At 57.6% G+C, this 25673-nt stretch carries 26 protein-coding genes and 1 pseudogene; 9 read left to right on the top strand and 18 right to left on the bottom strand.

The features are described 5' to 3' along the window. Positions 1-821: 821 nt before the first annotated feature. The 9 genes from fapF to ACA063_RS14985 all read right to left on the bottom strand — a co-directional run bounded on the left by fapF (position 822) and on the right by ACA063_RS14985 (position 9435). Positions 822-2102, bottom strand: a complete 1281-nt coding sequence (fapF, locus tag ACA063_RS15025) for a fibril amyloid transporter FapF (protein WP_497662262.1) — start codon at positions 2100-2102, stop codon at positions 822-824. Positions 2103-2148: 46 nt separating this feature from the next. Further along, positions 2149-2940 (bottom strand): fibril amyloid subunit FapE, encoded by a 792-nt coding sequence (fapE, locus tag ACA063_RS15020; protein ID WP_497662261.1) that lies wholly within the window; start codon positions 2938-2940, stop codon positions 2149-2151. Positions 2941-2973: 33 nt separating this feature from the next. Then, positions 2974-3654 (bottom strand): fibril amyloid maturation endopeptidase FapD, encoded by a 681-nt coding sequence (fapD, locus tag ACA063_RS15015; protein WP_194692146.1) that lies wholly within the window; start codon positions 3652-3654, stop codon positions 2974-2976. 62 nt (positions 3655-3716) lie between these two features. Next, positions 3717-5084, bottom strand: a complete 1368-nt coding sequence (fapC, locus tag ACA063_RS15010; protein WP_497662260.1) for an amyloid-like fimbrin subunit FapC — start codon at positions 5082-5084, stop codon at positions 3717-3719. 56 nt (positions 5085-5140) lie between these two features. Beyond that, entirely contained in the window at positions 5141-5713 is a 573-nt protein-coding gene (gene fapB, locus ACA063_RS15005) for a fibril amyloid subunit FapB (protein ID WP_497662259.1), read from the bottom strand. Position 5714: 1 nt separating this feature from the next. Further along, positions 5715-6152 (bottom strand): functional amyloid chaperone FapA, encoded by a 438-nt coding sequence (gene fapA / locus ACA063_RS15000; RefSeq protein ID WP_497662258.1) that lies wholly within the window; start codon positions 6150-6152, stop codon positions 5715-5717. A gap of 330 nt (positions 6153-6482) precedes the next feature. Beyond that, positions 6483-7007, bottom strand: a complete 525-nt coding sequence (locus tag ACA063_RS14995; RefSeq protein ID WP_497662257.1) for an AAA family ATPase — start codon at positions 7005-7007, stop codon at positions 6483-6485. Beyond that, positions 7004-7567, bottom strand: a complete 564-nt coding sequence (gene pnuC / locus ACA063_RS14990; protein WP_497662256.1) for a nicotinamide riboside transporter PnuC — start codon at positions 7565-7567, stop codon at positions 7004-7006. The genes ACA063_RS14995 and pnuC overlap by 4 nt, the downstream gene beginning before the upstream one ends. A 233-nt stretch (positions 7568-7800) precedes the next feature. Beyond that, positions 7801-9435: a methyl-accepting chemotaxis protein gene (locus ACA063_RS14985; RefSeq protein ID WP_497662255.1), complete on the bottom strand. Its 1635-nt coding sequence runs from the start codon at positions 9433-9435 to the stop codon at positions 7801-7803. 288 nt (positions 9436-9723) lie between these two features. On the opposite strand from ACA063_RS14985, the gene ACA063_RS14980 reads away from it, so the two are divergent. Continuing rightward, positions 9724-10554, top strand: a complete 831-nt coding sequence (locus tag ACA063_RS14980; protein ID WP_497662254.1) for an undecaprenyl-diphosphate phosphatase — start codon at positions 9724-9726, stop codon at positions 10552-10554. Next, positions 10551-10979, top strand: coding sequence for a DUF1294 domain-containing protein (locus ACA063_RS14975; protein WP_497662253.1), 429 nt, complete (start codon positions 10551-10553; stop codon positions 10977-10979). Before ACA063_RS14980 ends, ACA063_RS14975 begins: the two co-directional genes overlap by 4 nt. A 15-nt stretch (positions 10980-10994) precedes the next feature. Here ACA063_RS14975 and ACA063_RS14970 read toward each other — a convergent pair whose 3' ends face one another. Continuing rightward, a complete protein-coding gene (locus ACA063_RS14970; RefSeq protein ID WP_497662252.1) occupies positions 10995-11354 on the bottom strand; it encodes an MmcQ/YjbR family DNA-binding protein in 360 nt (119 codons plus the stop codon). Continuing rightward, positions 11351-12259, bottom strand: a complete 909-nt coding sequence (locus ACA063_RS14965) for a LysR substrate-binding domain-containing protein (RefSeq protein ID WP_497662251.1) — start codon at positions 12257-12259, stop codon at positions 11351-11353. The genes ACA063_RS14970 and ACA063_RS14965 overlap by 4 nt, the downstream gene beginning before the upstream one ends. Before the next feature lie 129 nt (positions 12260-12388). On the opposite strand from ACA063_RS14965, the gene ACA063_RS14960 reads away from it, so the two are divergent. Together ACA063_RS14960 and ACA063_RS14955 are read left to right on the top strand one after the other, a co-directional pair. Further along, positions 12389-13000: an FMN-dependent NADH-azoreductase gene (locus ACA063_RS14960; RefSeq protein WP_497662250.1), complete on the top strand. Its 612-nt coding sequence runs from the start codon at positions 12389-12391 to the stop codon at positions 12998-13000. A gap of 177 nt (positions 13001-13177) precedes the next feature. After that, positions 13178-14215, top strand: coding sequence for an alpha/beta hydrolase family protein (locus ACA063_RS14955; protein WP_497662249.1), 1038 nt, complete (start codon positions 13178-13180; stop codon positions 14213-14215). Positions 14216-14494: 279 nt separating this feature from the next. Here ACA063_RS14955 and ACA063_RS14950 read toward each other — a convergent pair whose 3' ends face one another. The 3 genes from ACA063_RS14950 to ACA063_RS14940 form a co-directional block, all read right to left on the bottom strand. Continuing rightward, positions 14495-14677, bottom strand: a complete 183-nt coding sequence (locus ACA063_RS14950; RefSeq protein WP_497662248.1) for a hypothetical protein — start codon at positions 14675-14677, stop codon at positions 14495-14497. Continuing rightward, positions 14677-15864 carry an MFS transporter gene (locus tag ACA063_RS14945; RefSeq protein ID WP_497662247.1) on the bottom strand — a complete coding sequence of 396 codons (1188 nt, stop codon included), beginning with the start codon at positions 15862-15864 and terminating at the stop codon, positions 14677-14679. Before ACA063_RS14945 ends, ACA063_RS14950 begins: the two co-directional genes overlap by 1 nt. Positions 15865-16080: 216 nt before the next feature. After that, positions 16081-17670 (bottom strand): ABC-F family ATPase, encoded by a 1590-nt coding sequence (locus ACA063_RS14940; protein ID WP_010460520.1) that lies wholly within the window; start codon positions 17668-17670, stop codon positions 16081-16083. A gap of 410 nt (positions 17671-18080) precedes the next feature. Between ACA063_RS14940 and lpxO the strand changes: the two genes are divergently transcribed. Next, on the top strand, positions 18081-18980 hold the full coding sequence (lpxO, locus tag ACA063_RS14935) for a lipid A hydroxylase LpxO (RefSeq protein WP_497662246.1): 900 nt from the start codon (positions 18081-18083) through the stop codon (positions 18978-18980). A gap of 154 nt (positions 18981-19134) precedes the next feature. On the opposite strand, the gene ku is transcribed toward lpxO, so the two are convergent. After that, positions 19135-20007 (bottom strand): non-homologous end joining protein Ku, encoded by an 873-nt coding sequence (gene ku / locus ACA063_RS14930; protein ID WP_497662245.1) that lies wholly within the window; start codon positions 20005-20007, stop codon positions 19135-19137. Between the two features lie 206 nt (positions 20008-20213). Here ku and ACA063_RS14925 point away from each other — a divergent pair, with 206 nt between their 5' ends. The 3 genes and pseudogenes from ACA063_RS14925 to ilvA form a co-directional block, all read left to right on the top strand. After that, positions 20214-20567, top strand: coding sequence for a hypothetical protein (locus tag ACA063_RS14925; RefSeq protein ID WP_497662244.1), 354 nt, complete (start codon positions 20214-20216; stop codon positions 20565-20567). A gap of 50 nt (positions 20568-20617) precedes the next feature. Next, a complete protein-coding gene (locus ACA063_RS14920) occupies positions 20618-21769 on the top strand; it encodes a PQQ-dependent sugar dehydrogenase (RefSeq protein WP_497662243.1) in 1152 nt (383 codons plus the stop codon). A gap of 373 nt (positions 21770-22142) precedes the next feature. Beyond that, a pseudogene (gene ilvA / locus ACA063_RS14915) lies at positions 22143-23138 on the top strand (threonine ammonia-lyase, biosynthetic); the annotation flags it as partial. A gap of 26 nt (positions 23139-23164) precedes the next feature. On the opposite strand, the gene eco reads toward ilvA, so the two are convergent. Then, a complete protein-coding gene (gene eco, locus ACA063_RS14910) occupies positions 23165-23647 on the bottom strand; it encodes a serine protease inhibitor ecotin (protein ID WP_497662242.1) in 483 nt (160 codons plus the stop codon). A gap of 305 nt (positions 23648-23952) precedes the next feature. Here eco and ACA063_RS14905 point away from each other — a divergent pair, with 305 nt between their 5' ends. Beyond that, complete coding sequence (locus tag ACA063_RS14905) at positions 23953-24222, top strand: DUF1652 domain-containing protein (RefSeq protein ID WP_497666532.1); 270 nt, start codon at positions 23953-23955, stop codon at positions 24220-24222. A gap of 60 nt (positions 24223-24282) precedes the next feature. Here the strand turns inward: ACA063_RS14905 and ACA063_RS14900 are convergent, their stop codons facing one another. Together ACA063_RS14900 and ACA063_RS14895 are read right to left on the bottom strand one after the other, a co-directional pair. Beyond that, positions 24283-24549 (bottom strand): DUF2790 domain-containing protein, encoded by a 267-nt coding sequence (locus ACA063_RS14900; protein ID WP_497662241.1) that lies wholly within the window; start codon positions 24547-24549, stop codon positions 24283-24285. 183 nt (positions 24550-24732) lie between these two features. Continuing rightward, on the bottom strand, positions 24733-25671 hold the full coding sequence (locus ACA063_RS14895) for a carbohydrate kinase family protein (RefSeq protein WP_497662240.1): 939 nt from the start codon (positions 25669-25671) through the stop codon (positions 24733-24735). Between the last annotated feature and the right edge of the window lie 2 nt (positions 25672-25673).

Raw genomic sequence — 25673 nt, 5'->3', positions numbered from 1 at the left:
CGCCGCGCTGTCGCGCAAAGAACCGGGTGCTCGCTGCATCGAAAGATATCTATAGATGAGTAAAAAACTCATATTTAAAATCAATGGCTTAATGTTTGCTCTATAAGAGCTTGCTCGCGATAACGGCCTCACAGCCGATCGATATTTTCCTGATGTACCCGGATCAAACTGTGGGAGCTGGCTTACCGGCGATGGCGGCCTCATAGCTGACGAGTATTCCCCTGATGTACCCGATCAAACTGTGGGAGCTGGCCTGCCGGCGATGGCGTCCTGGTCGGCGGTGACATTCTTGATGGTGTACATATCCATTCCTGCGGTCATGGCTTCTAATGGTTTCGCTCTTACAGCGAGTCACTTGGAGAAACGGAACGCCGCCCGGCGCCAAGTAACCAAACGCTCTTGCCCCTTTCGTCCGGTGCCTCGCCTGGGCTCGGCATACCCTCGCTCCGGTCCTGCTCCGTGGGCCCGCCGCGATCGGCCATCCATGGCCGTGCGCGGCTAACCCGGCATCCATGCCGGGTTGCCCACTGCGCAGAACCTGCGCTCGGCCTGCCGATGGGGCAAGAAGATCAAAATCAAAAGCAGATCACAAGCCAAAGCGAGGCGGCCTGACAGCCGACCTGACGCTTCAGGCCTGCGCGTTTTCCTGTGGGAGTGAGCCTGCTCGCGATGACGGCCTGATAGCCGACAGGTTTCTTCCAGATGTCCCCGGATCAAACTGTGGGAGCTGGCTTGCCAGCGATGGCGCCTGATCGGCGGTTAGATTGTAAAAGCCCCGCTGCCATCTCCATGGCAGCGGGGCTTTTTTGTTTAAGTGCAGATCAGAAGTAGTAAGGGAATTTCAGGCTGAAGGAAAAGTCCGGAGAATCCTCGGTCAAGCCAATCGCCAGGTTGGGCACGATCGTCAGTTTATCGGTAGCGGCCAGAGTCATGCCGATGTTGAAGTTCGCCGCGTTGTAATCGCTGTTGCTGATTGACTGCCAATCGCCACCGTCCGGTTTGATCTTGCTCTTGCGGGCGAACTGGTCGGTGAACGAGAACGACATACTCATCTTCTCATTCAAGGCGAATGCAATACCGGCGCCGACCTGCCAGGAATCGCCCAGTTTCACGTCCCCTTTGACCTTGGAGCCGACCTGCGGGCTGATGTCGCTGAAAGAGTCCTGCATGTTGTAGGTGTACGCCAGGCTGCCGAACAGCACGGCCGGGTCAAAGGTCTTGACCAGCGAGATACCGGGAGTGATCGCCCAGACGCCGTTACCCGTAGGCAAGTCTTCGGGTACCGCGAGGTTGTCGTTGGTCGGGTCACTGATCAGCTTGATGCCGTAAGGGTCTTTGCCGGTTGGCGCCTTGATGCGCAGAGTGGCGACCGCATCGGGCAGGCTGGCTGACTCATCCAGGAACTTGTAAGCCACGCCGACGTTGACATCACCGATGGTGGGGTCGCGGGTGACGGTTGCGTCCGACGTTACCGGGCCGGCGCCACCTGCGCCTCCCGAGGAGTAAGTCGATTCGCGATAAACCACGGGGACGTTAATGTCGAACTGCCAACGTTGCGCCACGTTGTAACGGGCGGTCAGGTCCAGCGTCCAGTTATCCGCTTTTATGCGGTCGAGGTTGATGTTGCCGAGGAAAATCGAGTCCAGTGCCAGGAAGCCGTTGAGCGTTAATGCCCGGGTATCGTAGTGGGTGTAGGTCAGGCCGGTCTCGACGCTGAACTTGCCGCCACCAAAGAAGCCGCTGGCTTCGTCATACAGGTTGGAAACGCTGGGCGCCGGCTCCGAGTCGTCCTTGAGCGACTGGCCGTATGAACTGCCCGTGGTTCCCGGCGCACCGGCCGCCACCGACTGACCACCCCGGGTCGGGTCGGCTGGGGATTTGGTCAGTCGTTTGGGCGCCGGTGTGGCAGGTGTTTCTTCGACTTGGCGAACCCGTTGCTCAAGTACCATCAACGCGTTCTGTTGTGCTTCGTAACGCTGTTTCAACTCCATGAGTTCTTGTTTTAGGATTTCGACCTGGGGGTCCGGCGCTGCATACAGCAGTGAGGCTGGAGCCAGGCTACTCAAACAAACAATTGCGTTGAGCGTCAACGATCGGTGCATGGGTTAGCCGTCCCTTCTGACTACTTCTGATGAGACTGAGCGTAGATCAGAATCCGGCAGTGCGAAGACCTTTAAGTTGGTCCAGATTGCCGGTCAAAGACCTGCCTGTTGCCACGTTGTCACGCAGTACAACATTGAGGGACGTCAGGTTACGTACCTGATTGCTACTGCCGAGCAACGTTGTGTTCTGCAACAGTCCGCCCTGAGCGAGGCGTTGAACGGTGCTGCCCTGGTTGTTGTTGGCCACAATGTTCATTTGCACACCGGTACCGGTTGAGGAAACGCTCATTGAGCCCGCGCCATTGCTTCCGGTTAACGTAGTGCCTGAGTCCAATACTTGCCCCTGAGGTTGTACCGTCGGCGCCTCGTTCGCCTTGGTGACGTTGAGATCGACATTGTTGTAGGCGATATTGTTGTCGCCCGCCGCACGCACTACTTGAGTCACACCTTCGGTGGTGTTCAGGCCAGCGCCGCCGGTGACGGTACCGGTACCCGGATTTGTGCTGTTGCTCGCGCTGCTGCCCGTACTGGTAGTGCTGGCAACTTGCGAAGGGTTTGAGTTGGTGTTTTTTTCGTCGACCATCGACACATAAAATTGTGGCTTGATGGTCGATGCTTTTACTTGCATGGAGGACATTGCCCCGATCACTTCGCCTTTTGCATTTTCCCAAGTACTGGACATGGTGATGCCGAAACTGACAATCCGTCCCGGCATGACATAGCGGCCTCGCAGGTTCGCCAGTTCCTGATCCTTCAATTCAATCGGTTTGAACGTTTGTGCCTGGGTTGGCAGGCTGGCAGCCAGGCAGACGACGGCCAGCCAGATTGACGTATTCATTGGATGCTCCCGGAGCTTCATGCTCCCTTGTTATTAGAAGAAGTCGCTTTTTATAAACCCGAAATCCATCAGGTCTGCGTCTCGCACCGGGCTGAAGGTGTTAATGCGGTTTTTGGCAGTGAGCGGTACGGGGGGATCAAGTAGCGCGTTGGACTTGTCATAGCCCTGACCGATAACGGCAAAGATGATGCCGTTCCAGCCTTTGACAAAGTCATCGACTTTGAAACGTTTATGACCGAGCACCGGATCGCCGATATATACCCAGCCATCGTGGACACGTTGCATGACCACAAAGTGTTTGTAGCCGCGGATATCCAGGAGGACCACAACCGGAATCTTGATGTCGGTCAGCGTTTCCGGCGCTACGCGGTAGCCACGGGCCCGCATGCCAATACTTTCTACGTAACGCTTCATATCAAGCATGGAGAATCCCTGGACCCGAACAAGATTCTGATCGGACTGTGCCAGCATGCCTGTAATGATCTGTTCTTCATCGACGTCCAGCCAATAGGCTTGACGCAAGATGGTAGCTAGCGCAGCTGCGCCGCAACTGAAGTCGGTTTTCTGTTGCACCAGATCCTCGAATTTGCGCTCGCGCACACTTTGGATCGGTTTGTAAATCACTGCGCCTCCAGGCAGAACGGCAAGCGGCATTTGTGCAGCCTCGATCACGCCGGCTACGCAAAGCAGAAATGCCAAGGCGATAATGCGCATGGTATGACGCCTTCTGGTTGTGTTGAAAAAGGCCCCCAGAAGGGGGCCTCCACCGACAACAATTAGAACGACTGGTTGGAGATGGCCAGCGAGTTGCTTTGTTGGTTGCCCACACCAGCAGCTACGTTGACGCCCAGGTTGCCGCTGCCACCGTTAACCGAACCACTCAGGGTTGCGGTGTTGGTCACAGGGTTAGCCCAGCCAGTTGGAGTCAGCACTTGATAGGAGTAAGTATTGCTCAAATCAAATGAACTGCTTTCGCTGTAGCTTTTCGCTTTTTCGTACTCGGATTGGGCGGCTTTGCTGCCCGATTTTTCGTACGCAGAAGCAGCCGCTTTGTCGTAAGCCTTGTCATACGATTTTTCGAACGAGGAACTGTTCGAGTTCGAGTGCGAGGTGTTTACAGAAGCATCAAGCGTTGCGTCGAGCGATGCGTTGAGCGATGCGCTGGATTCAGAGCTGCTGCTGCGTTCGCGGCGGCCTTCAGTCCAGGTAGCGCTTCTGGCCGCTTCTGCAGCTGCGTCCAGCGTAGCGCTCAAGGTAGCGCTCAGAGAAGCGCTTGAAGAGCCGTTCGAGTTACTGTTGTGAGAGCCACTGGCATTTGCGCTGCTGGATCCGCTGGCTGCGAAGGCCTTGGAACCGGCCAGGTCGAAGCTCGAAGACGAGCTTTTGCTGCCGCTGGCGTTGGATGCATAGCCGGCAGAAGAACTACCACTCGCCGAATTGGTGACGGTGATGGTATCCAGACGGTAAGTCCGATCAGCGTTGTTGTTCACTGTCAGGCCAGGACCTTGCTGGTCGGCAGTGGCGGTAGCGGTTGCATTGCCCAGTGGAGCATTGGCATTAGCAATGGCCATGGTGTTTTTCTGTTGGTTCAGGTCGCCGCCGGCAATGTTGACACCCATGTTGCCGCTGCCGCCGTTACCCGATGCGCTCATCACAGCAGAGGATTGGCTACCGAAGTTGTTGACGACGTTGTTGTTGCTGGTTTGAGTAACAGTCGATGTTGCGGCGGCAGTGCCGAACACGAAGCTGTTATCGAGGCTGGAGTCCGACGCAGCGTTGGCAATGGCCGCCGCGTTGTCTTGTTGGTTGCCGTTACCTGCAGCCACGTTGACGCCGACGTTGCCGCTGGTGCCTGTCGCCGAGCTGTTCATTTCAGCGTTGTTGATGGTCCCTTCGTTGCGGATGCGGTTATCGGTGCTGCTTTGGTTATCCCAAGCATTGGCCGTTGCATACACAGGGATCATTGTTGGTGGTGGTGGAGTTTGCGGGCCGCCGCCGCCACCACCGTTGTGATGGCCATTGTTATGGCCGTTGTTGTGACCATTGTTATGGCCATTGTTGTCGTTTTGCCCAGCGTGTACAGCAACAGCCATGACCGCAGCAATTGCGAAAACCAGAGGCTTTAGTGCCATCGAAGGTTTCATGGTGATTCTCCGTACTGATATTAAGGTTAAGTGTTGTTTTTTTTACCTTTTTCGGGTCAATCCGCGACCCGTATGCTCAGGGTGTTTCCCATTCGATTTCCCACCCCGGCACTCTGATTCAACTGAATAACCCCGCGACTACCGGTGAAGGCCTGGTCACTCGTAGAGACCTGGCGATAGCCTGTTGCAGAGACAGTTGGATCGGAGTTGTTGATCAACGCTACGTTCTGTTGAAGAAGGACGCTGTCGTCGATCGTTTGCGGCTGAGCACTGACGCTGATGCGCAATGCGTTTGCTTGTTGCGTGCCGGCCCCGGCGCTCTGGTTAACGCCCAGTGCGCCGTTGCCGTTACTGAAAGAGTTGCCCCCGATGCTGGACGTCGCATCCATCAAGGGGCTGCTTGGAGTGCCCAAGGCTTGGCGAATCTGGGTGGTGGCGCTAGCCCCGTGGCCGATAGCGATGGCCCGTGCGTTGGCCTGTTGCTGCTGATCGCCAGCCGCCTGGTTGACGGTGAGGTTGCCCTGATATTGAGAACCCGAGTAGTCGATGTCGGCTTTATTGATCACCGGAGATTGGGCAAAGGTTGATGCACTGCAAAACATGGCGAGAACGAGCAGAGAGCGATTCATCCTAACGGTCTCCCGTTATGATTTTCAGCGTACCCAGGCCCTGCGCCATACTTGAGTTGACCATGTTGGCGATACCACCTCCCGAGTTGCCCGAACGTCCGGCGGGTTGGTTCGACAACTGGTTCTGCGTGGAAATGTTCGCGCCCAGGTTATTGGTGTTTTGCGTGACCATGCGGGAAATGCTGGCGCCACTGGCAACGTTGGCGAAGTCGCCGTCGCTCAACTCGTTGGTTTGTTTGAGGATATGTTGCGACGGGTTGGCATTGACGGTTGTTGGATTCGGATCGGGAATAAGAGGCGGGGTGACCGCATTACGGGTCTGGACATCACGTTTGATGGTAATGATGCCGTTATCCGCCTGCACTGGCAGGCAGACACTTGTGCCGAGTGCGCATCCGATCAACAACAGACCAAAAGCGCGTTTATCAAATATCCCCACGGCGGCAATTCCTTCTGTAAGTGAAACACTGCCCTTATCAGCGTTGCGGGGAAGAGAGCAGAAGGTGTGCCGCTTTTTGTTTTTCTATTAAAAACAGAGGGTTAGTGTTTTTCTTCGGGATTAGCAGAAATAATTTGTAATACCGGTGAGACAGAGACACGCGAAAACGCCGTCCATGTTGGCGGGAATGCTTGCTACAGGCGCTGATGAGAGGGTGTATCAGTCACGTAACAGTTTCGCTCAGGTGTCCCCAAGCCGCTTTAGCGCGTGGGTTTGCGCCGAAGGAAGTGTTTCAGGAGTGGACACTTTTGGAGGGGCAGTTAGCCCCTTTCAGATATCGAGCAGGCGCGTTACTGCCTCAAATGCCGCGTTCTTGCGCTGTTGCCAGTCACCTTGAAGTACCTGGCAAGGCTGTCGGTGCAGGTCAAGCCATTGGAGGCTCGTCTGGAAAAACGCGCGGCGTTCTTCCAGCTGCGGTTGGCATCGCTGTCCGTCGTCATGCCAGGCGACGGTTTCAGGACTCAGTAGCAAATGCAGGTCGTAGTGCCGGGCCAGCAAGGCTTGCTCGATCCAGGCCGGGCAATCGCCAAACAAGGTTCGGCTCCAAAGGATGTTGCTCAACAGATGCGTATCCAGAATCAACAGGGAAGGGCGCTTGGCGCGCGCCTCATCTTCCCAGGCCAGTTGGCCTTGCGCGATGGGTGTGATGTCGTCGTAGCAGGTGTCGCGGGCTTCACGGTCGATGAAATGCCGTACGTACTCACCGACCAGCAGCCCGCCAAAGCGCGCCTGGATCTCGCTCGACAGCCAGCTCTTCCCGCTCGATTCAGGCCCCGTGAGGACCAGAACCTTCATGCTCGCAACGCCAGATCGGCGCGCCATTCGCGCCAGCCTTGAATGGCGATAACGGCGAACAGACCGTAGAGGCCGGCAGTCAGGTACATGCCTTTGTAGATGAACAGCCCGACGAAAATCACGTCCAGCACGAGCCACAGTGGCCAGCATTGCACGCGTTTCTGTGCCATCCACCACTGGGCCACCAGACTGAACCCGGTCAGCGCGGCATCCAGCCAGGGTTGCGCCGCGTCAGTCCAGTGCGCCATGGCGGCGCCTAACGCCAGGCTGCCAACAGCGCCCAACGCCAGACTCAAGGCAATGGGAGAAGCCTCAAGCTGGCTGACCCGCCGTCCTTGCCGCGCCTCACCTCCACGTGTCCATTGCCACCAGCCATAGACTTGCAGCGCTGCGTAAACAATCTGCAGCAGCATGTCGGAGTAGAGTTTCACTTCGAAAAAAACCCAGCTGTACAGCAACACCATCACCAGGCCGATCGGCCAGCACCAGGGATTCTGTTTGACCGTCAACCAGACGGCGATGACACCGAGGGCGGCGGCAAACAGTTCTAGCCCGGACATGGCGATTCCTTGGGGAGTTGGCGAGGGGAGCGGATTGTACCTAGTTTGTGGTGAGTGAGCTGCTGGGAGCTGCGTGTTTCGTAGCAGGCATACAAACCTGTGGCGAGGGAGCTTGCTCCCGCTCCAGTGCGAAGCGCTGGCCAAAAAACTCTTTTTCTTTCGAGAATTGGGGGGGGGCGCTACGCACCCCTGCGCGAGCAAGCTCGCTCGCCACAACGGTTCGGAGTCAGGACCTACACCCGAAACTGCTTCAACAAGCCGTTCAGTTCGACACTTAACGCCTTCAACCTAACACTCGCCACGCTCGACTGTTCAGCCGCGAGTGCGGTGCTGTGGGACAAGCCGGCCGCCTGGGTCACGTTCTGATTGATGTCTTCCACCACGTGCGCCTGCTGCAAGGTGGCGCTGGCTATGGAGGCGTTCAGCCCGTTCAGGTTGCGTAACGCCTGACCAATCGCGCTCAGGCTCGCTCCAGCGAGGCCCGCCTGTTCGATGGTCAGTTGTGAGGCCCGGCTGCTGTCGCCGATCACTTTGACCGCCGCTTCCGAATGATTTTGCAGGCGCTCGATCATCGACTGAATCTCGGCGGTTGATTTTTGCGTGCGCTGAGCCAGCAGCCGCACTTCATCGGCTACCACCGCAAATCCGCGACCCTGCTCGCCCGCCCGCGCTGCTTCGATAGCCGCGTTGAGCGCCAGCAGGTTGGTCTGCTCGGCAATCGACCGGATCACCTCCAGCACCGAGCCGATCTGTGTGCTTTCGGCTGCCAGGGTGCGTATCACTTCCACCGCCTGATCGATGGTGCCCGACAGCTTGTCGATCTGTTGCAGGCTGCTATCAATGTTGATCTGGCCTTGCTGTGCCTGGGACTCGGCGTCGCGCATTTCGCTCGCGGCGTGTTCGGCGTTTTTGGCAACGTCCTGAACCCCATAAGTCACTTCATTGATGGCCGTGGCCACCAGTTCCATCTGCTGGGATTGCTGTTGACTGCGTTGTTGCGCCTGGGCGGCGTCGTTGCCCAGCTCGCTGGAGGAATCGCCCAAGGCGCCGGCGGAGACCTGTAACTGGCTGATCACCAGGCGCAGCTTGGCGGTAAACGCGTTGAAATGCCGCGCCAGTTGCGTCACCTCATCCTGCCCATGCGTGTCGAGGCTGCGGGTCAGGTCGCTCTCGCCACTGGCGATATTGGCCATGGCATTGACGGTTTCCTGCAACGGTCGAACGATGCTGCGAGCTATCAGGATCACCAGCGCCGCCATGATCAATGCAATCACCACTCCCAACGCCGAGGCCTTCCAGACCTGTGCGTAGAACTCGTCCTGCATGTCATCGATGTAGACGCCCGAACCGATCACCCAGCCCCAGGGTTCGAACAGCTTCACGTAGGAGGTTTTTTCTACTGGCTCGCTGGCACCCGGTTTGGGCCAGCGATAGTTGACGATGCCGGCGCCCTTGGATTTAGCCACGGCGACCATCTCATTGAATACCGCAAAACCGTCCGGGTCGCGGATGGCTGCGAGGTTCTGCCCGTCGAGTTTAGGATTGGCCGGGTGCATGACCATGACCGGGGTCAGGTCGTTGATCCAGAAGTAATCATTCTGGTCGTAACGCAGGCCGCGAACAGCCGTCAGCGCCTGTTTCTGCGCAGCGTCGCGGGTCAGCGTTCCGGCGGTTTCCAGATCTTGGTAATAGCTCAGGATCCCGCTGGCGGTCTGCACCACGTGCTGGGTCTTCTGCGCTTTGGCTTGGTACAGGTCTTCGTGAATCTGCTTGAGCATCAACACGCCTAACGTCATCAACATCATGACGGCCACGATCAGGATCAGCCAAAGACGGCGGCTGATCGACATATTGCGCAAGCTGTTCATAACGCTGTCACTCCGGTTCTTGTTCTTGTCATGAAGGATCGCCAGCATCCCGCACGCTTGATGAGTCTTCTGTAGGGCTCAAGCCCAATACTCGGCAGCGTAAAAGGGACTTGTCTGATAGGATTTCGGCCCCGCGCGGAAAAACCTGAATCCAGCATGAATTTTCACGAGATTCTCACGGTTTCGTCTGGAGACTTTTGCGCGGGGTCAACAGCCAGGCTGATTGCAAAAACGTTCTGAAAAAATATTAACGGGGCATGCCCGCGTGCATCGCTTCTTGGGGGATTGATGGATCTTTGGACCGCCTTTCAGGCATTGATACTTGGCGTTGTAGAAGGGCTGACGGAGTTTCTGCCCATTTCCAGTACCGGCCACCAGATAATTGTGGCCGACTTGCTCAACTTCGGTGGTGAGCGGGCCATGGCCTTCAACATCATTATCCAGCTCGGGGCAATCCTGGCGGTGGTGTGGGAGTTTCGCCGCAAGATCCTCGACGTGGTCATCGGGCTGCCGACCCAGCCCAGCGCTCGACGGTTTACCGCCAACCTGTTGATTGCCTTCATGCCGGCGGTGGTATTGGGCGTGATCTTCGCTGACATGATCAAAGAATATCTGTTCAATCCGATCACGGTGGCGACGGCACTGGTCGTCGGCGGGGTCATCATGTTGTGGGCCGAGCGCCGCGAGCATGAAGTGCACGCCGAGACGGTCGACGAGATCACCTGGAAAGACGCCCTGAAAGTCGGCTTTGCCCAGTGCCTGGCGATGATTCCGGGTACTTCGCGCTCCGGCTCGACAATTATCGGTGGCTTGCTGTTCGGGCTGTCCCGCAAGACTGCGACCGAGTTCTCGTTCTTCCTGGCGATGCCGACCATGGTCGGTGCGGCCGTGTACTCGGGGTACAAATACCGGCACCTGTTCGTGCCTGCGGATTTCCCGGTGTTTGCCGTCGGCTTCGTCACCGCATTCATCTTCGCGATGATTGCCGTGCGTGGCTTGCTCAAGTTCATCGCCAGCCACAGCTATGCGGTGTTCGCCTGGTATCGCATCGCGTTCGGTCTGCTGATCCTCGCCACCTGGCAGTTCGGCTGGGTTGACTGGAGCGCGGCCAAGCCATGAATGACAGCAGCGCGCGCAACCGTCCGGAGGGTAATTCCGGCGGCAAGACCCAGTACCTGCGATTGAAGTTGCTGGTGTTTGCGATCGTGTGCGCGCTGCCGTTGACTGGCTCGCTGTCGATGTGGTTGCAGGGGATCTCGCTGATTCCCCTGTCGGCCTACGGGATCGTCAGCGTGCTGGCGTTCTTCCTTTATTGGAGCGACAAGCGCAAGGCGCGCACCGCCCGTTGGCGCACGCCCGAGAACGTCCTGCACGCGGTAGAGCTGGCAGGCGGTTGGCCGGGCGCCTTGGTGGCGCAGCAAGTGTTTCGCCACAAAACCCGCAAGATTTCCTATCAGGTCCTGTTCTGGACCATCGTGTTGCTGCATCAGGTGTTCTGGATTGACCAGTTGTTCCTTGGCGCTCATGTATTTGCGCTCTTCTAAGCGTAAGCGCGTGTGCTAAAGCAGCAGGCCGATCTGGGTGCGTTTGGGCAACTTGCTCACCACCAGTTGGTGGGAACGTCGCAACAACCCTTGCAGCTCTTCGGCGCCCAGAGGGTAGGGCGTGTCCATGATGATCCATTGTGCCCGCGCCAGATAAGGTGCCGGGTGAATGCCCGGTCGATCGCAGTGCCCTAGAAACAGATCTTTATCGACCTTGAAGGCCAAAGAGTCTCCCCTCAGGCCCTGCAGGGCAAACATCTTGTTTCCCGCAATCGAAAACACCCGCACACCACCCCATTTGTAATCCTCCCGCGCACCGGGCAGGGCGAGGCAAAATTGTGCGACATCCTCTTCGCTCATCCGTCGAGCCTTCATATCAGTCGGTCCCCACACGCGTCGAATGATTCGATCAAATGGTCCATCCAGGCGCGAACAGCCGGCATTACACCGCGTCGATGAGGATAGACCGCCTGAAGCCAGCCACCAGGCAGCGACCAGCCTGGCAACAGTCGAACCAGTGAGCCCTCTTCGAGTTCCTGTTCGCAAAACATCATCGGTAACAATGTAAAGCCCTGGCCGGCGAGGGTGCAGACTTTGCGCACAATGAAATCGTCGATGCCCAAGCGTGGTTCCAGGGCGAGCTCGTAGCTTTTGCCATGCTCGTCGAGGAGGCGGATATGCATCAGGCGGTCGGCTTCGACGGCGCCCAGGACGGGCAGGTTTTTCAAATCGTCAGGGTGGTTGATCTCACGCCCCAGCAGGAACTCAGGGCTGGCCACCAGTACGGTTTGCGCCTGGCGCAGGCGCCGGGTGACCAGCTGTGGGTCTTCATCGCCCAGTTCGCGCACGCGCAAAGCCACGTCGATGCCTTCGGTCACCAGATCGACGCGGCGGTTCAGCAGCATGACTTCGAGCTGCACTTGGGGAAATCGCTCAAGGAAGCTGCTGATCACCCCCGGAAGGATTTCGTGTGCCAGGCCGACCGGGCACGACACCCGCAGGCGTCCACGGGGTTCACTGGACATACTGGCCACGGCTTCGTCGGCCATTTCGGCCTCAAGCAACATCGCCTGACAGTGGCGCAGGTAGCGCTCACCCACGGCGGTCAGATTGAGCTGGCGGGTGGTGCGCTGCAGCAATCGCGCGCCCAGGCGTTCTTCCAGCTCGGCAATGCGTCGCGACAGCCGCGACTTGGGAATCCCCAGCAAACGGCCCGCAGCGGCGAAGCCACCGGCTTCGACCACTTTGGCAAAATAATAGAGATCATTGAGGTCTTGCATGGCGATATCCGATTGTTCTATCAGTGAGACGAATAATCGCATTATCGACGACTACTCGGCTATTGGTTTCATCGGTAGGATTCTCTCCATCAGGTCGCCCTTGGCGATCCTCACCTTGGAGATCTTCTTATGAAACTTTTGCATATCGATTCAAGCATTCTGGGTGACAATTCGGCTTCCCGTCAGTTGAGCAGCGAAGTCGTGAAGGCCTGGCAAGCGGCCGACCCCAGCGCCGTGGTGACCTACCGTGACCTGGCCGCTGATGCCATCAGCCATTTTTCTTCCACCACGCTGGTTGCCGCCGGTACGACTGCCGAACTGCGCAACGCCGCGCAACAGCACGAAGCTGACCTGAGCGCGCAGACGCTGGCTGAATTCCTCGCCGCCGATGCTGTGGTCGTTGCTGCACCGATGTACAACTTCACAATTCCTACCCAATTGAAGGCCTGGATCGACCGCATCGCGGTTGCCGGCCAGACCTTTCGTTACACTGAAGCCGGCCCTGAAGGCTTGTGTGGCGGCAAGAAACTGGTCATCGTCTCGACATCCGGCGGTTTGCATGCCGGTCAAGCGAGCGGTGTGGCTCACGAAGAATACTTGAAGCTGCTGTTCGGCTTCCTGGGCATTACCGATATCGAGTTCGTCCGCGCCGAAGGCCTGGCCTATGGTGACGAAGTGCGCACCAAAGCGATGAATGATGCACACACGCACATCAGCGAGCAGCTGTTCGCCGCCGCGTAAGGCTTGCGTAAAGACGTTAAAACAGCTTGAGGCAACACCCTGAAAACTCTGTATTCTGGTAGCGCAAGCTCCAGATACGGAGTTTTTTGTTTCTGGCTATGTCGGGTATTTATCGGACATGGCCCGGCTTATGCACTCAAGCAGTATCGTCTTTGATCAAGTAGCAGGTGGCGTTCCATGGTGCGTCTTTGTGCAACATTACTGATCTGCCTGCTCAGCAGCCTGAATTCAGTGCACGCCGCACCTGCGCCTCATCCACACTGGAGTGTGGGCTTCCACGAGATGAGTTTTCTCGATCCTCTGGACCTGCAGCCGATGCGGGCCATTGCGTTCTATCCCTCCAGCGACAAGGAGCACGCCAGCAAGCTTGAGGGCTACAACGTCGAAGCGGGCGAAGATACGCGGGTCGCCATTGGCCGTTTTCCGATGCTGATGTTGTCCCACGGTAATACAGGCACTCCTCTGGCTTTGCATGACCTCATGACGTCATTGGCGCGCAAGGGTTTTGTGGTGGTGGCAGTGATCCATCCCGGTGACAACTCCAAGGATCACAGCCGCCTGGGTACGTTGAGTAACCTTTACGGCCGGCCGATCCAGATTTCCGAAGCGATCACCGCAACGCTGGGCGATCCCATGCTGGCGCCGTTCGTCAATGCTGATCAGGTGGGTGTGATTGGCTACTCGGCGGGTGGCGAGACGGCGCTGATCCTCTCCGGTGCAACCCCTGATCTGGATCGCCTGCGCCGTTATTGCCAGGAACGTCCGGACGATCGCGATGCCTGCAACACCAAGGGCGAGCTGATCGTCGATCGGGATGATTTGCAACCGGTGGCTGATCCACGTGTGCATGCCTTGCTGCTGATGGCGCCGCTGAGCCTCAAGTTTGGTCGCCACACCTTGGCCGATGTGCATGTGCCGGTGCTGCTTTACAGCGGTGACGGCGACAAATTGGTGGCCTTCGACAAAAATGCCGCAGCGCTGGCGCGCAAACTGCCGATTGCACCGGACTTCAAGTTGCTGGCAGGGGCAGGGCACTTCGTGTTCATGGCGCCCTGCAATGAAGAACAGATCCAGGCCATGCCGGCACTGTGTACCGATGCCGATGGCGTGGATCGCGAAGACATCCACCGGAACATGATTTCCGAGGCAGGGCGGTTCTTCTCCCATGCGCTGGGCAAATCAACCCGGGCGGGCATGCAAACCGCCGACCAATAGCTCAGCACGATATGCATGACCGCATGACTTTGTTGCTGAAGGAGCTGTAGGACCTGCAGGACGACCTGTGGGACCCGTAGGACCCGTAGGACCCGTAGGAGCTGTCGAGTGAAACGAGGCTGCGATCTTTTGATCTTGTCTTTAAAAAAAATGCAAAGTCAAAAGATCGCAGCCTCGTTTCACTCGACAGCTCCTACAGATCGTTCGTCAGTCAAGCCATCGAGCGGCGTTTCAGTACGAGCGTCAGTCAAGCCATCGAGCGGCGTTTCAGTACGAGCGTCAATCGGCCATCGCGCGGCGTTTCAGTACGAGCGTCAATCGGCCATCGCGCGGCGTTTCAGTACGAGCGTCAATCAAGCCATCGAGCGGCGTTTCAGTACGAGCGTCAATCAGGCCATCGAGCGGCGTTTCAGTACGAGCGTCAATCAGGCCATCGAGCGGCGTTTCAATACGAGCGTCCATCAGGCCATCGCGCGGCGTTTCAACAGGAGCGTCAATCCGAGACCGGTTACTGACAGCAGCGCCGCGGTAAAGAAAATCCACGAATACCCCAGGTTAAGCGCGACCGCCCCCATCAGCGGCCCGGCAATCGCCAGGGCCAGATCGAAAAACACCGCATACGCACTCAGTCCTGCACCGCGACTGGTGTTCGGCACCTGCTTGATGGCCTCTACGCCCAGCGCCGGGTACACCAGCGACAGGCCGAACCCGGTCAAGCCTGCGCCTAACAACGCGTAACCGGTTGAGGGGGCCAACCACAGCAGCGTCAATCCCGCCGTTTCGATGCACATGCAGGCAATCGCCGACGTGAACCCACCAAAACGGTTGATGCTCGAAATAAATAGTATCCGCGCCAGAATGAAGCAGACGCCGAACACGGTCAGGCAGTACGCCGCACCGGTCCAGCCTCGGTTGACGTAATACAGGGCAATAAAGGTCGTCAGCGTGCCATATCCAATGGACGCCAGGCTCAGGCTCGCACCGAACGGCGCAATTCGCCCAAACACTGCCCAGAACGGCAGGCGCTCGCCACGGATTACCGGCACCGAAGGTTTGTTGCGAATCAGCAACAGTGCGCCTGCGGCCATCAACGACAAGGCGATCCCGAGGCTGGCGAACCCCAACTCGCTGACCATCACCACGCCCAGCGGTGCGCCAATCGCGATGGCTCCATAGGACGCGATACCGTTCCAGGAAATCGAACGCGCCGTGTGTTCCGCACCGACCTGTCCCATGCACCAGCTGATGGTGCCAACGCCGATCAGGCCTTGAGCGATACCCAGCAACAAACGGCCAGCGATCAGGATCAACAGGCTCAGGAGCGGCATGCTTTGCAGTAGCGTCGACAGCAGCGTCAGCGCGCCGCTCAACACAATCCCGGACAAGCCGTAGACGATCGCCCGTTTGGTGCCGACGGTGTCCGACATGCGCCCGGCCATGGGCCGGCTGAGGAGGGTGGCGAGGTATTGGCATCCGATGGTCAACCCCGCCACGATGGCGCTGAACCCCAGCTGATCGTGGACATAACCGGGCAACACCGCGATCGGCAAGCCGATGCATAGGAACGCAATAAAGGTATAGAAGACGATGGAGACGATCTGCAGGGTGATCGCCAAGGAGCTTTGTGGTGGCAGTTGCTGCACAGACATGAGGGCTCGTTCGCGGGCGGCGGTGGGAGAACTGCATCATGGCGCGGGCGTAAAATAAAAGAAAGCAGGCTAACGAAAATCAAAAGATTGCAGCCTTCGGCAGCTCCTACCCTGAAATGCGTACCCCTGTAGGAGCTGCCGAAGGCTGCGATCTTTTGATCTTCAGGCAATAAAAAGCCCCGTCACATGGACAGGGCTTTTAAGGCTGGCAGTCGCTTAAAACACCACACCCTGACTACGCAGGTAGTCGTCATAGGTCCCGCTGAAGTCGATCACGCCACTTGGGCTCAACTCGATGATGCGGGTGGCCAGGGACGATACGAACTCACGGTCGTGGCTGACGAAGATCAGCGTACCCGGGTAGTTCTCCAGCGCCAGGTTCAACGCCTCGATGGATTCCATGTCCAAGTGGTTGGTTGGCTCGTCCATGATCAACACGTTCGGCTTTTGCAGGATCAGCTTGCCGAACAGCATGCGACCTTGCTCACCACCGGAGATTACTTTGACCGACTTGAGGATTTCGTCGTTGGAGAACAGCATGCGACCGAGGGTGCCACGAACGATTTGCTCGCCGCCTTGGGTCCATTGGCCCATCCAGTCGAACAGGTTGCAGTCGTCTTCGAAGTCGTGTGCGTGGTCCTGGGCGTAGTAGCCCAGTTCCGCGGCGTCGGTCCACTTCACGGTGCCGGCATCCGGGGTCAGTTCGTTGACCAGGGTGCGCAGCAGGGTGGTTTTACCGATACCGTTCGGGCCGATGATCGCTACGCGCTCACCCGCTTCAACCTGGAAGCTGAAGTCCTTGAACAGCGGCTTGCCGTCGAAGCCTTTGGCCATGCGCTCGACGATGACCGCCTGACGGTGCAGCTTCTTGGTTTGTTCGAAACGGATGAACGGGCTCACACGGCTCGAAGGCTTGACCTCGGCCAACTGGATCTTGTCGATCGCCTTGGCACGGGAGGTCGCTTGCTTGGCTTTCGAGGCGTTGGCCGAGAAACGGCTGACGAACGACTGCAGTTCCGAAATCTGGGCTTTCTTCTTGGCGTTGTCCGACAGCAATTGCTCGCGGGACTGGGTCGCCACGGTCATGTACTCGTCGTAGTTGCCCGGGAACAGGCGCAGTTCGCCGTAATCCAGGTCAGCCATGTGGGTGCACACGCTGTTCAGGAAGTGACGGTCGTGAGAGATGATGATCATCAGGCTGGAGCGCTGGGTCAGGATGTTTTCCAGCCAGCGGATGGTATTGATGTCCAGGTGGTTGGTCGGTTCGTCGAGCAACAGCACTTCAGGATCGGAGAACAATGCCTGAGCCAGCAATACGCGCAGTTTCCAGCCTGGAGACACTTCGCTCATCGGGCCGAAGTGCTGCTCGATGCCAATACCCAGGCCGAGCAACAGTTCACCGGCACGGGACTCGGCGGTGTAGCCGTCCATTTCGGCGAACTCGGTTTCAAGCTCAGCCACGGCCATGCCGTCTTCTTCGGTCATTTCCGGCAGCGAGTAGATGCGGTCGCGCTCGGCCTTGACCTTCCACAGCTCTTCGTGACCCATGATCACGGTGTCGATCACGGTGAATTCTTCGTAGGCGAACTGGTCCTGGCGCAATTTACCCAGACGCACGTTCGGCTCGAGCATGACCTGGCCACCGGATGGCTCGAGATCGCCACCGAGGATTTTCATGAAGGTCGACTTGCCGCAACCGTTGGCGCCGATCAGGCCGTAACGGTTGCCCGCGCCGAATTTGACCGAAACGTTTTCGAATAGCGGCTTGGCGCCGAACTGCATCGTGATGTTAGCTGTAGAGATCAAAGGTTTTTCCTGCGAAGCATTCAGAGTAGCTAGGGTTGCGGCAGTACCGATTCAGTACCCGTTTCCGTTATTCAGACCACGGGACATACATCCCGGTCAGAAGCGGAAGGTCCATCTGGCAATAAGTGGACAGCAGCATGTGGAGCGCTTGGCCCGAGTCTAAGTGCGCTGAGGCGGGGTTCATTCCCGTCATCAACCAAGGGGGGCGCGTAATGTTTGGCGGCGATTGTACTGGTCTGGCTCTTTAAACGATAGGGCGTTGAGGCCGCACGGGTACTTTGGCGGTATCAGCGGACATATTTTCACATCTGAATGCTAACAACTGGTTACAAAGCGTGGATAAAATGCCCTGTCAGCTTATGCCGACAGGCATGGACTACGTTTGTTCACTTCTGACGTGTGACGATTTCGTGAAACTCATCATTGCTGCCATCTACGTTCTATCGATTGCCTACGTGCATCTGCGCGGGCGGGTTCGCCACAAGTTGGGGCGCCAGCTGAGCGATCATTCAACGTTTCTGGCGCCGGTCAATTGCTTCCTTTACCTGTGTTCGAAAATCCCCAGCAAGCCTTACCTCAATCCAGCCGATTTCCCCGATCTGAGTCCGTTGCAGGCGCATTGGGAAGAGATTCGTGAAGAAGGGCGAAACCTGATCAAGGCCGGGGAGATCAAGCGCTCCAATCAATACGACGATGTGGGTTTCAACTCGTTCTTCAAGACTGGCTGGAAACGTTTCTACCTCAAATGGTATGGCGACAGTCATCCTTCGGCGATGAAACTCTGTCCCCGCACGACCGAACTGGTACAGAGCATCGGTTCGATCAAGGCCGCAATGTTCGCGGAGCTCCCACCGGGCTCGAAACTGGTTCGTCATCGCGATCCCTACGCCGGGTCGTACCGTTATCACCTGGGACTGGAAACGCCCAATGATGCGGGTTGCCACATTAATGTCGACGGTGAGAAGTACCACTGGCGTGATGGCGAGGCGGTGATGTTTGATGAGACGTTCATTCATTACGCTGAAAACACCACCCAGCAAAACCGCATCATTCTGTTCTGCGATGTCGAGCGGCCAATGAAGTATCGCTGGGCCGCTGCATTCAATGGCTGGTTCAGCCGTAACGTGATGTCGGCTGCGGGCGCGCCGAATGATGCGGGTGACAAAACGGGCGGGATTAACCGTTTGTTTGCCCGGATCTACAAGATTCGACTGCGGGGCAAGGCGCTGAAGAAGCGAAACCGCAAGCTGTATTACCTGGAGAAGTGGGCGGTACTGGGTGGGTTGTTGGCGGTGTTTGTCTTGATCTGACTGATGTGCTGGGGCCCTGGGCCTCATCGCGAGCAAGCTCGGCTCCCACAGCTGACCGAGTTTTAACAGTAGACACCAGTCACCTGTGGGAGCCGAGCTTGCTCGCGATGGCGTCAGTGAAATTACCAACAACCGATAGAGATGCCTGAATTAATCAGCCACTGGAACGCTTCGTGGCTTTCTTCGCCGTAGCGGCCTTCGCGGCAGGTTTCGATTTCGCGGCAGGCTTGGCCGCCGCTGTTCCACCCAGGCTCCGTTTAAGCAACTCGGTCAAATCGATCACATCCGCTGTCTTGCGCTCTTCCTCGCCCGTCGCCGTTTCCACATCCTCGATCTTGCCTTCATTGGCTTTCTTCTCGACCAACGACATGATCTTGTCCTCGAAGCTGTCGCGATAATCCTCGGGCGACCAGTCACCGCTCATGTCCTGGACCAGACGTTTGGCCATGTCGAGTTCACCCTTGGCCAGTTTCGGCTCAGTGACTTCGCTGCCCAACTCAAGGGTATCGAGGCTGCGCACTTCTTCCGGCCAGCGCAACATTACCAACACCATCGCCGATTCAAGCGGCATCAACGCCGCCAGATGCTGACGGGTGTGCAGGACCACATGGGCGAGCGCCACTTTGTTGGTTTTGCTGAGGGTCTCGCGCAGCAATGCGTAGACCTTGCCACCGCGTTTATCGGGCGCCAGGTAGTAGGGCGTGTCGATGTTCTGCAGTGGAATCTGGTCGCTGTCGACAAAGGAAAAGATGTCGATGGTCTGCGTGGACAACGGGTGGGCGGACTTGATTTCTTCTTCGCTCAACACAACATAGCGGCCCTTTTCGTATTGCACACCTTTGACGATGTGCTCCTTGGTTACTTCCTTGCCCGTGACCTTGTTGATGCGTTTATAGCCCACGGGGTCCATGCTGCGGCTGTCGAGCCAGTCGAAATCCACCCCCTGGGAAGACGTCGCCGAGACCAGCGCTACAGGGATATGCACCAGCCCGAAACTGATTGCGCCTTTCCAGATTGCCCGTGCCATGGTCGTCTACTCGTGAGTGATGTTCAGGTGACCCGTGTCGTCGAGCAAAAGTTTCAGCGCGTTGAAACCCGGTCGGGCCGGCGGATCAATCACACGGTCAACTCGTGTTACATGTTCTGAAAGAGGTTTTAGTTAACAAAACAGAACCCCGGGCGTAGCGTGACATCGAAGACCCTATCTACGAACACGTCGAGAGGTTCACCTCAATGAACACGATTGCCTTTGGCGCCACGTTGCTGTTGTTGAGCGGCGTGCTGGGCAATATGGCTCAGGCCGACGTCGCATTGTCCTCGCCACCGCTGCTGTTGGCCCAAAGCCCTACGGGCACCTCCAGCAATCCTTACAACAGCCCGATTCGCCGGGCCAACCCCAATAGCATGCAAGGCACACAGCCTGCCGCACCGGTCATTCGCGGGCCCAACACTGTGCCCGTGCCGCGTCCTCCGACACTGGATAACGGTGGCATCGGTAATGGTTATCCGAATAGAACCGTGCCCAGCAGCCCACCCAGATTCATACCCAACCCACCGCATCGGGATGCCGATACCAGCAATCGCTGAACGGCCGGGCTGAGGTATTGCCAGTTTTTTTACGACATAAGGAATTGTGCATGTTGCGAAAAACCCTCCTGGCGACTTTTTGCGCCAGCGCGATACTCACCACCGCAACGCCTGGCATGGCGGCGCCGACCCAGGAATTGAAGAGCGAGCAAGGCACACTCGAAGTCACGACCATCACCCAAGGGCTGGATCATCCCTGGGCGCTGGCCTTTCTTCCGGATCGGCAAGGCATGCTGGTGACCGAGCGGCCCGGTAACCTGCGGGTCGTCAGCGCCGATGGCAAACTGTCGGCACCCATTAATGGGGTCCCGAAAGTCTGGGCCAAAGGGCAGGGCGGCTTGCTGGATGTGGTGCTGTCACCTGACTTCAAGCAGGACCGCACGGTCTACCTGTCGTATGCAGAAGGCGGGGGCGAGGGCGACAAGGCCGGGACGGCGGTTGGTCGCGGTCAACTCTCCGAAGACCTGACAACTCTGAAGAACTTCAAAGTGATCTTCCGCCAGGAGCCCAAACTGTCGGTCGGTAATCACTTTGGCTCGCGATTGGTGTTCGACCGAGACGGGTATTTGTTTATCACCCTAGGTGAGAACAACGACCGGGCAACGGCCCAGGACCTCGACAAGCTGCAAGGTAAAGTGGTGCGGCTCTATCCGGATGGCAGGGTGCCGGACGATAACCCCTTTGTCGGGCAGTCCGGCGTTCGCCCGGAAATCTGGTCCTATGGCCAGCGCAATCCACAAGGTGCGGCGCTCAATCCCTGGACGGGCGTCCTGTGGGAGAACGAGCATGGGCCACGGGGCGGTGACGAGATCAACATCATCGAGCGCGGCAAAAATTATGGCTGGCCGATGGCAACCCATGGCATCAACTATTCAGGCCAGCCGATTCCGGAATCCAAGGGCAAGGCCTCTGAAGGCGCCGTGGCACCGCACCATGTCTGGGAAAAATCCCCGGGTCTTAGCGGCATGGCGTTCTACGACGCCGACCGTTTCAAGGTCTGGCAGCACAACGTGTTTATCGGGGCGCTGGTGACTCAGGAGCTGATCCGCCTGCAATTCGATGGCGACCGGGTCGTTCACGAAGAACGGTTGATGGGGGAGCTTAACAAGCGCATTCGAGATGTGCGGCAGGGGCCCGACGGTTATCTGTACGTACTGACCGATGAAAGCGATGGAGCGCTGTACAAGGTCGGATTGAAGTAATCCTGCATAACGAACTTTGTAGCAGCAGGCGTCCGGCTGAGGTGTGGCGAGGGGATTTATCCCCGCTGGGTCGCGCAGCGGCCCCAAAACTTTACGACTGCTTCGCAATCGAACGGGGATAAATCCCCTCGCCACAGGCTTCGCCAGCTGCTACAAAGTTCGGCGTTTAACCAAGATTGAATTGGCCATTGACTTGCCATCAGCGGGCAGCTAATTTCCGTACATGACTTCCACCGTATTGCGCTGCCAGCCAAGCATTATTACCGCCATTCCTTATTTGGCGGGCTAGCTCACGACTGCAGCACCCAACCCGCCCTAGAGGCGGGTTTTTACTTTCTGTCTCCTGGGTTTTGAATCAACACAGGAGATAACAATGAACAGCACTCCCTGCCAGCAAACCCTGCTTGAGCACTACGTAAAAAAGATCCTCGCCGCGCCCGTCTACGAGCTGGCTGTGCGAACACCCTTGCAAGTCGCCCCGGCGTTATCCGCCGCGCTGGGCAATCAGGTTCTGCTCAAGCGGGAGGACCTGCAACCGACCTTCTCCTTCAAGATTCGCGGTGCCTATAACAAGCTGGTGCAGTTAAGTGATGAGCAAAAGGCCCGGGGAGTGATCACCGCCTCTGCCGGCAATCATGCTCAGGGCGTTGCACTGGCGGCGCTTGAGCTGGGAATCGCCGCGACCATCGTGATGCCCTGCAAGACTCCAGAGCTGAAGGTGCTTGGCGTGCGCAGTCGAGCGGCGGAAGTGGTGTTGCACGGGGAAAGTTTTCCATTTGCCCTGGCCCACGCTTTGCGGTTGGCGGAGGAAACCGGGCGCACCTTCGTTTCACCCTTCGACGACCCGGACGTGATTGCCGGGCAGGGCACGGTTGCCATGGAAATCCTTCGCCAACATCAGGGGCCGCTGGACGCGATATTCGTTCCGGTAGGCGGTGGAGGGCTGATCGCCGGGATTGCAGCGTATGTGAAGTACCTGCGACCTGAAGTGCGCATCATCGGTGTCGAATCCGAGCATTCTGCGTGTTTGGCCGCGGCGTTAAGTGCGGGCACGCGAGTGGTTCTGCCAAGCGTCGGCACCTTTGCCGATGGCGTGGCCGTGGCGCAGATCGGCGCGTATGGGTTCGAGGTTTGCCGGTTTTGTGTCGATGAAGTCATCACTGTCAGCAACGATGAACTCTGCGCCGCGATCAAGAACATCTATGACGATACCCGCTCGATCACCGAACCTTCCGGTGCGCTGGCGGTGGCCGGTATCAAGAAGTACGTCGCGCAGACACAAGCAAAAGGGCAGACGCTGATCGCCATCGACTCCGGCGCCAACATCAATTTTGACAGTTTGCGGCATGTGGCCGAACGCGCCGCGTTGAACGGCGCTCCGGCCTGAGGCGGCCTTTACTGTTGAACGGCTTTTTCGATTTTGCTCGATGCCGACCAGACCCGATAGCGGACGTCGACGTCTTCAGGCACGTAGAGCACGATTGGCAACTTGCTGTTGTACCGCAGCAGGAATCCGTCGCCTACGACCGGTACAAAGTCTTGTTTCGACGTGCCATCAGGACAGGCCATCCTCGTGCTCATCGGGCCGATGACTTTCTCGAGTCGGTAAAACGGATAACCCCATCCCTCAAGATTCTTCTCCTCAAGAATGCCGCCCAGGCGCGGATGATTGCAGTCCACCGTCAGTGTCTTGCCGGCGAGGATTTCAACCTGGAAATTCTCTTCCTGAGGTTGGGATGGGAGATGAATGACCTGCCGGGTGAAACCCTGTTCAGGTTTCGGGAACGGCGCGACTTCTTCGAGTTTGGCAGCCTGAACAACGGTTGCCAGTCCTGCAATTATTAGCCCGACGGTCGTGTTAAAAGTAAAAGAACCCATGTTGCCTCCTTGCGTGTGAGTGGGGTCAGCGGATACTGGATAAATTCCCGGCATTCTTGCCGTCGTATCCGGTTAAAGCAAACCTCATATGAGAGGGTTGCATTTTGCATGTATGTGATTAGGCGATCTTGCAGAATGCATGAGGCTTTGTTTCAGTCGGGTCGCTAACGCATTGATTTGCCGATGAGCTGCACGGCGAACTCCAAGGCATGAATTATGCTGTAGCTGCTCCTAAGCTGACCGTGCAGTTTATTGAGTCGGCGTCGAGTTTGATTGGCTATCTCAAAATTAAGGAGAGGGTCGCCATGTTTTTGTCTGCCTTGGAACTTCGTAACATTATTGAAAGCAGCTTTCTGCCGAAACGCTGCCAATGCACGCTGACACCCGATCTTTCGATGACCATAAAAGTCTATTCCGACGGTGCGACGGATCAGCTTGATCTGTATAAAACCGGAATAGACGCCAAGCAACTCAATGGGTGCCGGGAGATCAATGACCTGATCGTGGGGTTACGTTTGGACATTGATCATCAAGCGCATCTTCAGACGCTCCACCCCGACCGAAAAGCCCTGTAGTTGCTCGCTGTAGAATCCCACACCTCAATGTCTGGCCTGGCAACCAGGCCAGACATTGCTTCAATTCTGATAGCTGCACGCATCGGATAATTTGCGATACGTGATTTCTGCGGGTTTGCCCGAGTTGTCGATGTATTTCATTTGGGCCGTCACCACTTTGCAGTCCAGTGTCGAGGGTTCGGTCAGAGCGACCACCTTGGAGACGTGCAATGGCATTCCATAGTGATAGGGCACGGCTTGCGTCTGCGCGGAGTCGCTGGCGTTTGCGATTCCGGTAAATGCGGTAAAGGCGAGGGAAGAAGCGAGCAGTACAGTGCGCACGTTCATGAACTTTCTCCAATGCAGAAGGCTGTCAACTCGACGAGACAATCGTCGGGCCTGCCGCACTGGGCGTCAGAGAAGTCTGAGGGCGTGCGGTCCAGTAAAGTTTTGGACCGCAATGTTAAGGGATGGTTAACCTGCCTGAGCGCCGCCTGTCGGCTGACTTAGCGTGTTTGAACACATTCAGCGCTAATTCAGCTGATGCCGATATGGCAGATCCGGCCCCGTCTTGCTGCAAGTCAGCGCCGCCGCTTGCACTGCAAATTTCAGCATCGCATCAATCTGCTCGCGCGCCAGCTGCTGCACCCCCTCCACCGAATCCAGCTGCTGCTCGGTCAGCCACGCAATCAATGCGGCCTGAAAGGTATCGCCTGCGCCCACCGTGTCAGCAATGTTCACCGGGCGCGCCGCCACCGACCACGAGCCATGACGCCGACTGAACACCGTCGCGCCTTCGCCTCCGCGCGTCAGGAACACCAGCTGGCAGCGATGTTCCAGCCAACCTTCGATCACGCGCTGTGGGTCTTGTTCGGGATACAACAGGCTGAGGTCTTCGTCGCTGACCTTGATCAGGTCGGCAAGCTCGACCAACGTCGCGATCCGCGAACGCCACAGCTCAATATTCGGCTCAGGATTAAGCCGCACGTTCGGATCGAGACTGATGAGGCGCTTGCCACTTTCACGCTGCACCAGCGCCAGCAGCGTGTCGGCAATCGGCTGCACCACCAGCGAAAACGATCCAACGTGCAAGCCCCGCACCTCAGGCCCCAAGGGCTGCAGGTGTTCCAGTTTCAATTGTCGATCCGCACAGCCTTCACCCCGAAAGCTGTAGTGGGGCGAGCCGTTGGCGCCGACCGCCACCATCGCCAGGGTGGTCGGTGCAGCGAAATCCACCAGAAATTCCGGGCGCACACCTTCGTCTCGCAGCACTTGCTGCAAGCGCCTGCCCAGATAGTCGGTGGACAACCCGGCAAACAGCGCAGCTTCAACGCCCAGGCGGCGCAAGCCTACCGCCACGTTGAACGGCGAGCCGCCAGCGATGGCCTTGAAATTAACCCTGGAAGCCAGACCGCTGGCATCGTCTTCGCTGAAGAAATCGAACAGCGCTTCACCACACACCAGATACATAA

This window comes from Pseudomonas sp. LBUM1643, from assembly GCF_059716215.1.
The sequence above is the reverse complement of the archived record's forward strand: the minus strand, read 5'-3'. Positions and strand labels throughout refer to the sequence as shown.